This is a genomic window from Stenotrophomonas sp. AGC87 (assembly GCF_057333975.1).
The window spans coordinates 164,394-173,161 of the sequence record NZ_JBHFHW010000043.1; the positions used below are offsets into that span (position 1 = coordinate 164,394).

General features: G+C 67.2%; 5 protein-coding genes. 4 read left to right on the plus strand and 1 reads right to left on the minus strand.

Translation table 11 applies throughout. The annotated features are described in order from the left end of the window. The first annotated feature begins 222 nt into the window (after positions 1 to 222). The 4 genes from ACE026_RS19815 to ACE026_RS19830 all read left to right on the plus strand — a co-directional run bounded on the left by ACE026_RS19815 (position 223) and on the right by ACE026_RS19830 (position 6,912). Positions 223 to 1,311, plus strand: coding sequence for an efflux RND transporter periplasmic adaptor subunit (locus tag ACE026_RS19815; RefSeq protein WP_486040539.1), 1,089 nt, complete (start codon positions 223 to 225; stop codon positions 1,309 to 1,311). Continuing rightward, positions 1,308 to 4,433 (plus strand): efflux RND transporter permease subunit, encoded by a 3,126-nt coding sequence (locus ACE026_RS19820; protein ID WP_486040540.1) that lies wholly within the window; start codon positions 1,308 to 1,310, stop codon positions 4,431 to 4,433. Before ACE026_RS19815 ends, ACE026_RS19820 begins: the two co-directional genes overlap by 4 nt. 129 nt (positions 4,434 to 4,562) lie before the next feature. Continuing rightward, positions 4,563 to 6,080 carry an alanine/glycine:cation symporter family protein gene (locus tag ACE026_RS19825; protein ID WP_486040541.1) on the plus strand — a complete coding sequence of 506 codons (1,518 nt, stop codon included), beginning with the start codon at positions 4,563 to 4,565 and terminating at the stop codon, positions 6,078 to 6,080. Further along, positions 6,073 to 6,912 (plus strand): TrmH family RNA methyltransferase, encoded by an 840-nt coding sequence (locus ACE026_RS19830; protein ID WP_486040542.1) that lies wholly within the window; start codon positions 6,073 to 6,075, stop codon positions 6,910 to 6,912. The genes ACE026_RS19825 and ACE026_RS19830 overlap by 8 nt, the downstream gene beginning before the upstream one ends. 283 nt (positions 6,913 to 7,195) lie before the next feature. On the opposite strand, the gene ACE026_RS19835 is transcribed toward ACE026_RS19830, so the two are convergent. Beyond that, the gene (locus ACE026_RS19835) at positions 7,196 to 8,617 is read right to left on the minus strand and encodes a M28 family peptidase (protein WP_486040543.1); all 1,422 of its coding nucleotides are present in this window, start codon (positions 8,615 to 8,617) and stop codon (positions 7,196 to 7,198) included. Positions 8,618 to 8,768 lie beyond the last annotated feature (151 nt).

Here is an 8,768-nt window from a genome sequence, read left to right on the forward strand (position 1 = left end):
CCCCCCCCGGGCGCGCGCTGCCGCTGGGTCCGACACCCCGGCGTGTGCAGCGCACTTCGACATGCGTCGATACATGGCGATACATCCTGCGCAGGCCCCAGCACGGAAAGGCCTTCGCCCGTCACCGGCAGATGTGAAGAGGCCGGTAAACGCTTGGCACATATGCCCCGGCTCGACCCCTCTATACACTCGGCGGTCGAGAAACAACCGGGATTGCATTACATGTTGGGACGCATCGCAGCGCGCTTCGCCGCTGGCATCGCCTTGGTCGCTTTGGCTGGGTGTGGCAGTAAAGACGAGGCCGCTCGCCGGCAGGCAGACGCCGTACCGGTCACCACCCAGGTGGTGAAGGCTTCGGCATGGAGCGACACGCTGCAGGCACTGGGCACGGCCAAGGCGCGCGAGTCGGTGACGGTCACCGCCAAGGTCAGCGAAATCATCGAGACGGTGCACTTCGAAAGTGGCCAGCAGGTCAGTGCCGGCACGCCGCTGGTCACCCTGCGCGGCCAGGCCCAGGAAGCCGCGCTGCTGCAGGCCCAGGCCACGTTCCTGGAGGCCGACCAGCTGTACAAGCGCCAGCGCGAACTCGCCGCCCAGCAGCTGGTGGCCAGCTCCACGCTGGACACGCAGCGCGCCATCCGCGATGCCGCTGATGCCCGCGTGCGCGAAATGCAGTCCGACATCGGTGACCGCCGGGTGCGTGCGCCGTTCGCCGGCGTGCTGGGCATCCGCCAGGTCAGCGCCGGTTCGCTGGTCACCCCCAGCACCGCGATCACCACGCTGGATGACATCGAGCGCATGCACGTGGACTTCCAGGTGCCCGAAGCCGAGCTGGCTTCGTTGAGCACCGGCGACAAGGTCAACGCGACCAGCGTGGCGTATCCGGGGCGCAACTTCGAAGGCAAGGTCGCCACCATCGATACCCGCGTGGATCCGGGCACGCGTGCGGTCACCGTCCGCGCGGATTTCATCAATGCCGATCACGCACTGCGCCCGGGCATGCTGCTGGATGTGCGCATGTTCCGCCCCGAGCGCCAGGCGCTGGTCATTCCTGAAATCGCCGTGGTCCAGGTCGGTCGCGATTCCTACGTGTTCCGGGTCAAGCAGGACCAGAGCGTGGAACGCGCCGATATCATCGCCGGTGGGCGCCGCAGCGGTGTGGTGGAAATCCGCGAAGGCCTCGCCGCGGGCGATCGCATCGTGGTGGACGGCACCGGCAAGCTGCGCCCGGGCCTGAAGATCCAGGCCGAAGAAGCTGCACCGGTCGCGCCGGCCGCGGCCACGACGGCCGAACCGGACACCGCCGGATGAAGCTCTCCGACGTTTCCATCCAGCGGCCGGTCTTCGCCGTGGTGATGAGCCTGCTGCTGGTCGTGCTGGGCTTCATGTCATTCACGCGTCTGACCCTGCGCGAACTGCCTGCGATCGATCCGCCGATCGTCTCGGTCTCGGTCGATTACACCGGCGCGTCGGCAGCGGTCATCGAAAGTCGCATCACCCAGGTGCTGGAAGATGCGCTGGCCGGCATCGAAGGCATCGATACGATCAACGCGCGCAGCTCCAACGGGCGCTCGCAGGTCAGTATCGAATTCACCTCCAACCGCGATATCGAAGCGGCTGCCAACGACGTGCGCGATGCGGTCAGCCGCGTTGCCGACCGCATGCCCGAAGAGGCGCGGCCACCGGAAATCGCCAAGGTCGAGAGCGACGCCGACCCCATCATCTGGCTCAACATGAGCTCGACCTCGATGGATACGCTGGAGCTGAGCGACTACGCCGACCGCTACATCGTCGACCGCTTCTCCAGCCTGGATGGCGTGGCCCAGGTGCGCATCGGTGGCCGCCAGCGCTATGCAATGCGGATCTGGCTGGACCGCGATCAGCTCGCCGCGCGCGGCCTGACGGTCGGCGATGTCGAAAGCGCGCTGCGCAACGAGAACGTCGAACTGCCGGCCGGCCGCATCGAATCCACCGACCGCGATTTCACCCTGCGCGTGGAGCGCAACTACGTCAAACCCGAAGACTTCGCCGGCATCCCGCTGGGCAAGGGCGCCGATGGGTACGTGGTGCGTATGGGCGATGTCGCCAAGATCGAACTGGCCTCGTCCGAGCGCCGGGCCTATTACCGCAGCAACGGTGAGCCGAACATCGGCCTGGGCATCGTCAAGACCTCCACCGCCAACGCACTGGATGTCGCCCGCGAAGCGCGTGCCGAAGCCGACCGGATCAGCAGCACACTGCCGGAAGGCACGCGCATCTTCGTGGCCTTCGACAACACCACCTTCATCGAGGCGGCGGTCGACCGCGTGTACGCCACGCTGGTCGAGGCGATGCTGCTGGTGCTGGCGGTGATCTGGCTGTTCCTGGGCAGTTTCCGCGCGGCGTTGATTCCCGCGGTGACGGTGCCGGTCTGCCTGATCGCGGCCTTCATCGCGCTGTATGCCTTCGGGTTCTCGATCAACCTGCTGACCCTGCTCGCGCTGGTGCTGTGTATCGGCCTGGTGGTGGATGACGCCATCGTCGTGGTCGAGAACGTACAGCGCCGCATCGACCTGGGTGAGCCGCCGCTGGTCGCCTCCAAGCGCGGCACCACCCAGGTGGCGTTCGCGGTGATTGCCACCACCGCGGTGCTGGTCGCGGTGTTCCTGCCGGTCGGCTTCCTGGAAGGCAATACCGGCCGCCTGTTCCGCGAGCTGGCCGTGGCGCTGGCCGCGGCGGTGGCGCTGTCGGCGTTCGTGTCGCTCACGCTGACCCCGATGATGGCCTCCAAGCTGCTCAAGCCGCATACCGGCCAGGCGCCGAAGGGCCTGCACGGGGTGATCAACCGCAATCTGGATCGCCTGTCGGCCGCCTACGGGCGCTTCCTGGAAGCGCATGTGACCCGCACCTGGGTTTACATCGTGGTGATGATCCTGTCGCTGCTGGCCAGCGCGCTGCTGCTCAAGGTGCTGCCGTCCGAACTGGCCCCTGCCGAAGACCGTGGCTCGTTCCAGATCATGATCGATGGCCCGGAAGGTGCCGGCTTCGATTACACCGTCGGCCAGGTCCAGCAGGTCGAAAAGATCGTCTCCGGTTTCGTCGGCGAAGATGAGCCGATCGTGCGCGCCAACCCGCGCGTGCCCGGCGGTTGGGGCTCCAGCGAGGAAATGCATACCGGCCGCATCAGCGTGTTCCTGCAGCCCTGGCGCCAACGCGATGTCTCCACCCCGGATGTGGCGGCCGAGTTGCAGACCCACCTCAATGACCTGCGTGGCGTACGCGTGCGCACCCAGGTCGGTGGTGGCCTGGTGCGCAGCCAGGGCCAGCCGTTCCAGATCGTGCTGGGTGGCCCGGAGTACGCGGAAATCGCGCAGTGGCGCGACCGCATGCTGCTGCGCATGGCCGACAACCCGGGCCTGGTCGGCACGGACTCGGACTACAAGGAAACCCGCCCGCAGATGCGCGTGAACATCGATCGCCAGCGTGCGGCCGATCTGGGCGTATCGGTCACCGCGATCGGCAGCGCGCTGGAAACCATGATGGGCTCGCGCCGCGTCACCACCTTCGTCGATAACGGCGAGGAGTACGACGTGCTGGTCCAGGCCGGCCGCGAAGGCCGCGCCTCGCCGTCGGATCTGGCCGCGATCCGCGTGCGTGCCAGTGGCGGCGAACTGGTCCCGTTGTCCAACCTGGTCACGCTCAGCGAAGTGGCCGAAGCCGGCAGCCTCAACCGCTTCAACCGGCTGCGCTCGATCACCATCAACGCCGGCCTGGCCCCGGGCTATCCGCTGGGCGAGGCCATCGCCTGGGCGCAGCAGGTGGCCAGCGAGGAGCTGCCACAGCATGCACAGATCAGCTGGAAGGGCGAATCGCGCGAGTACCAGAACGCCGGCAGCGCCGTGCTGCTGACCTTCGCGATGGCCCTGCTGGTGGTGTTCCTGGTGCTGGCCGCACAGTTCGAGAGCTTCATCCATCCGCTGGTGATCATGCTCACCGTGCCGCTGGGCGTGCTCGGCGCGCTGCTGGGGCTGTATGTCAGTGGTGGCACGATCAACCTGTTCAGCCAGATCGGCATCGTGATGCTGGTGGGCCTGGCGGCCAAGAACGGCATCCTGATCGTGGAGTTCGCCAACCAGCTGCGCGATGAGGGCCGCAACGTGCACCAGGCCATCGTCGAATCGGCGATGGTGCGCCTGCGCCCGATCCTGATGACCTCCATCGCCACCGTGGTCGGTGCGATCCCGCTGGTGGTGGCCGGTGGCCCGGGCTCGGCCAGCCGCGGCACCATCGGCGTGGTGGTGATCTTCGGCGTGACCGTGTCCACCTTCCTGTCGCTGTTCGTGGTCCCGGCGTTCTACTCGCTGCTGGCCCCGTACACCCGCTCGCCGGAAGCCGTGGCGCGTGAACTGGCTCGCCAGGAAGCGGAAACTCCTTCGGTCGGTGGCCATGCCTGACCCGAATGGGCGGCAATGCCGCCCATTCATTGAAATTGCCACTACGCAGCCCGGCCCGGATCGTGGAGAATCGACCGGGTCCCAGCCGACGGGGACGTTCCTTTTGTTTCCGCCGACTGGAGAGAGCGCGTGGAAGAAGTAGTCAGTTTCATCAACGGGATCATCTGGAGCAAAGCGCTGATCTTCCTGTGTCTTGCCGCAGGCCTTTACTTCAGTGCCCGTACCCGTTTCATGCAGATCCGCGGGTTCGTGGAGATGTGCCGGCTCACCGTGCAGGGTGAGAAATCCGACGCGGGCGTGTCCTCGTTCCAGGCGCTGGCCATGTCCATGGCCGGGCGCATGGGCATCGGCAACATCGCCGGTGTGGCCACCGCGATCGCCTTCGGTGGCCCCGGTGCGATCTTCTGGATGTGGGTGATGGGCTTCCTCGGCGCCTCGACGTCGTACGTGGAGTGCACCCTGGCGCAGATCTACAAGACCAAGGATGCCGAAGGCCGCTACCGCGGTGGCCCGGCGTATTACATCGAAAAGGCCATGGGCCTGAAGTGGTACGCCCTGGCCTTCGCCGTGGCGACCATCATCGCCGCCGGCTTCCTGATGCCGGGCGTGCAGGCCAATGCCATCGCCGACAGCATCATCAATGCCTGCCGCGGTGGCGCCCTGTGCGGGCCGCTGGATGGCCAGTTCATGGGCCTGGAATCGGTGCAGGCGCTCAAGCTGGGCATCGGCATCGTGGTCGCGCTGCTGCTGTCGGTGGTGATCTTCGGCGGCGTCAAGCGCATCGCCAACTTCGCCGAAGTGGTCGTTCCGTTCATGGCCGCAGCCTTCATCCTGATGGCCATCACCATCATGATCATCAACTACGACCGCGTGCCGGACATGTTCCGCACGGTGTTCAGCAGCGCCTTCGGTGCGCATGCCGCGTTCGGCGCGATGATGGGCCTGGCGGTGGAGTGGGGCGTCAAGCGCGGCATCTACGCCAACGAGGCCGGCCAGGGTACCGGCCCGCATGCGGCGGCCGCCTCGGAGGTTTCGCACCCGGCCAAGCAGGGTTACGTGCAGGCCTTCGCGATCTACTTCGACACCATGATGGTGTGCACCGCCACCGCGTTCCTGATCCTGGCCGCGGGCACCTACAACGTGTATTCCCCGGTGCCGGGCGGCGCGCCCGTGTTCGCCGGCCTGGCCGGTATCGCGGAAGGCGCGGGCTACGCCCAGGCGGCGGTGGAAACCGTCATCCCGGGCTTCGGCGCGGCTTTCGTGGCGATCGCGATCTTCTTCTTCGCCTTCACCACGATCATGGCCTATTACTACATGGCCGAGACCAACCTGACCTACGTCAACAACAACGCCAAGCGCCCGCTGACCGTCCTGCTGCTGCGCCTGGGCATCATCGGCATGGTGATCTTCGGTGCGTTCCACAATGCCGGCATGGCGTGGGCGCTGGGCGACATCGGCGTCGGCCTGATGGCGTGGTTGAACATCATCGCGATCCTGATCGTGCAGAAGCCGGCGATGCTGGCCCTGCGCGACTACGAACGTCAAAAGAAGCTCGGCCTGGATCCGACCTTCGACCCCGATGCACTTGGCATCAAGAACGCCGATTTCTGGCGTCAACGCAAGCTGGAGCTGTCCCGTAGTGAATGATCCCTGGAAGAATGCGCGCCGTCCGTCCTCGCGGCCGCCGCGCGCCACGCCGCTGCCGCCGCGCGAAGGTGGCACGCCGCCGCCGCCCGGCCGCGGCAACGACGAGCTGCGCCTGTACGGCTGGAATGCCGTGCAGGCCCTGTTCGAGCATCGCCCGCAGGCGCTGCGCAAGCTGTACCTGACCGAGTCGCTGATCCCCCGCATGCAGCCGGTGCTGAAATGGTGCGTGGCCAACCGCGTCGGTTACCGCGTGGTGGAAGACGGCGATCTGAACAAGCTCGCCGCGACCACCCACCACGAGGGCCTGGTGGCTGACGTGCTGCGTGCGCCGATGCTGGAGCTGGACGAGTGGCTGGCCACGTTGCCGGCCGGCGCGCCGGTGCTGGCGCTGTGGCTGGATGGCGTAGGCAACCCGCACAACTTCGGCGCGATCCTGCGCTCGGCGGCGCATTTCGGTGTGGCCGGGCTGCTGCTGCCGCCGGGTTCCACGCTGGCATTGTCCGGCGCGGCCGCGCGCGTGGCCGAAGGCGGCGCCGAGTCGGTGCCGCTGGTACGTCTGCCGGAACTGCCCGAGGCGATGGCGCAGCTGCGCGCGGCCGGGTTGAGTCTGGCTGCCACGCTGGTAGAAGGCGGCGCTGATCTGTTCGCCACCACGCTGCCGTCGCGGTTGGTCTACGTCATGGGCGCCGAAGGCGAGGGCATGGATCGCGAGCTGGCGCAGGACTGCGACCACCAGGTCTCCATTCCGGGCACCGGTGCCGTGGAAAGCCTCAACGTCGCCTCGGCGACGGCCGTACTGCTGGCGCAATGGTTCGGACGCAGTCGCGTTTGACCAGTGCGTGCGTTTTCGGGGGGAGCGCGGCGTCATTCGCGCCACCCACGGTGTGATCGGTTTCACCGAAATCGTCGTGACTACATTCGATTCGGATTAATCGCATAGTGCATGCAGTGAATACTGCGCACAGTGCCGGGTGGACGCTGTGCTGCGTGGGTGAGGAGAGACACCCCCGCAGCGCGGCGATCCGCTTGTCCGGACCGCGAAGGTCTAGCGGCGCTCACCGCGTGGGGTGTGACGTTATCCCGGTAGCCCGGTCGCATTGCGACCGGGCTTTTTTTTATTCGCTCGGCGGCGTGGTCGGCTTGGCTTCGCTGCCGAAGCTGCCCTCGGCTTCGGCGGCCAGGTAGGCGAATACGGTGTAGGCCGCCACGTTCTGCGCCAAGGCGGCCGGGTCGATCTTGTCGAGCGTGTCGTCGGCGGTATGGTGCAGGTGGAAGTAGTCGCTGCCGTCCTGCGCCAACCACGCCCAGGCGCCACCCTTGGCCGCCAGCGGGCCCACGTCCGGGCCGGGACCACCCTTCTCGGCGGCGTACTCGATGCCCAGCGGCTTGAGCACCTCGGCGATCTGGCGGGTCGCTTCACGCGAGTTGGCCGGGTTCGGCGAGCCGGTGTTGAAGGCATAGATGCGGCCCGCGCCGAAATCACTCTCGGCCGCGAGCTGGTGCAGCACCACATCCTTGGCATGCGCTTCGGCATACGCCTTGCCGCCGTACAGGCCCTGCTCCTCGTTGGCGAAGGCGACCACGCGGATGGTGCGCTTGGGCGCCTGCTTGAGCTGGCCGATCAGATGGCCGGCTGCCATGGTGATGCCCACGCCGGCGCCGTCATCCACCGCGCCGGTGCCCAGGTCCCAGGAATCGAGGTGACCGCCGATCACCACCACTTCCTTGGGCAGGCTGCGCCCGGTGATCTCACCAATCACGTTGTACGAGGTTGCCTTGCCGTCCCAACCGCAATCCAGGCTGAGTTTGAGCGTGGTGCTGCCGAGCGCGACCAGGCGCGCCAGCTGGTTGGCATCCGGCACCGACAGCGCGGCAGCCGGCACCGGGGTCAGGCCATCATCGAAGCGGGTGATGCCGGTGTGCGGCACGCGGTGCGAATCGGTACCGGCCGAGCGCATCACGAAGCCGATCGCACCCTTGCGGATCGCCTCGGACGGGCCCTTGCTGCGCACGGCGCCACCGTTGCCGTAGTCGCGGCCATCGCGGTAGGCGGTCATCTGGTAATCGACGAAGGCGATCTTGCCCTTCAGCGAACCCTCCGGCGCGGCCTGCAGCGCGGCCAGGTCGGCGAAGCGCACCACCTCGGCCTCCACCGTGCCGCCCGGGCTGCCGCCAAGGGCGGTGATCGCCAGCGGCTGGGCATGCTTGCCGATCACTTCGGCGTGCTCACTGCGGCGCTCCCACTTGGGGAAGGTGACCGGCTCGGTCCAGACCTTGTCGAAGCCCAGTGACTTGAACTTGGCCACCGCCCAGGCCACGGCGCGTGCGTCGGCTTCACTGCCGGCGATGCGCGGGCCGATCTCGGTGGTCAGCGATTCGACTACCTTCCAGCCGGTGTCGTCCTTGAGGGCCTGCTCGCGCAGCTCGGCGGCGGTGGCCAGCGATTTCGGCGGCAGCGTGGTGATACCGGTCGCCGCGAACGCGGGCGCGGCCAGCAGGGCGAGGGAAGATGCGATGGCAAGGACGCGGCGACGCATGGACGAACTCCGGGAAACGGGGCGGAAGCGTCCGAGCTTACCAGCCTCCCCGGCGCGTACATGGGCGGGAGGTCATGCTTCGGCGAATGCTGTTTTCCAAAAGCGAAAACCCCGCCGGAGCGGGGTTCTCAAGGTAGTGCCGGCCGCTGGC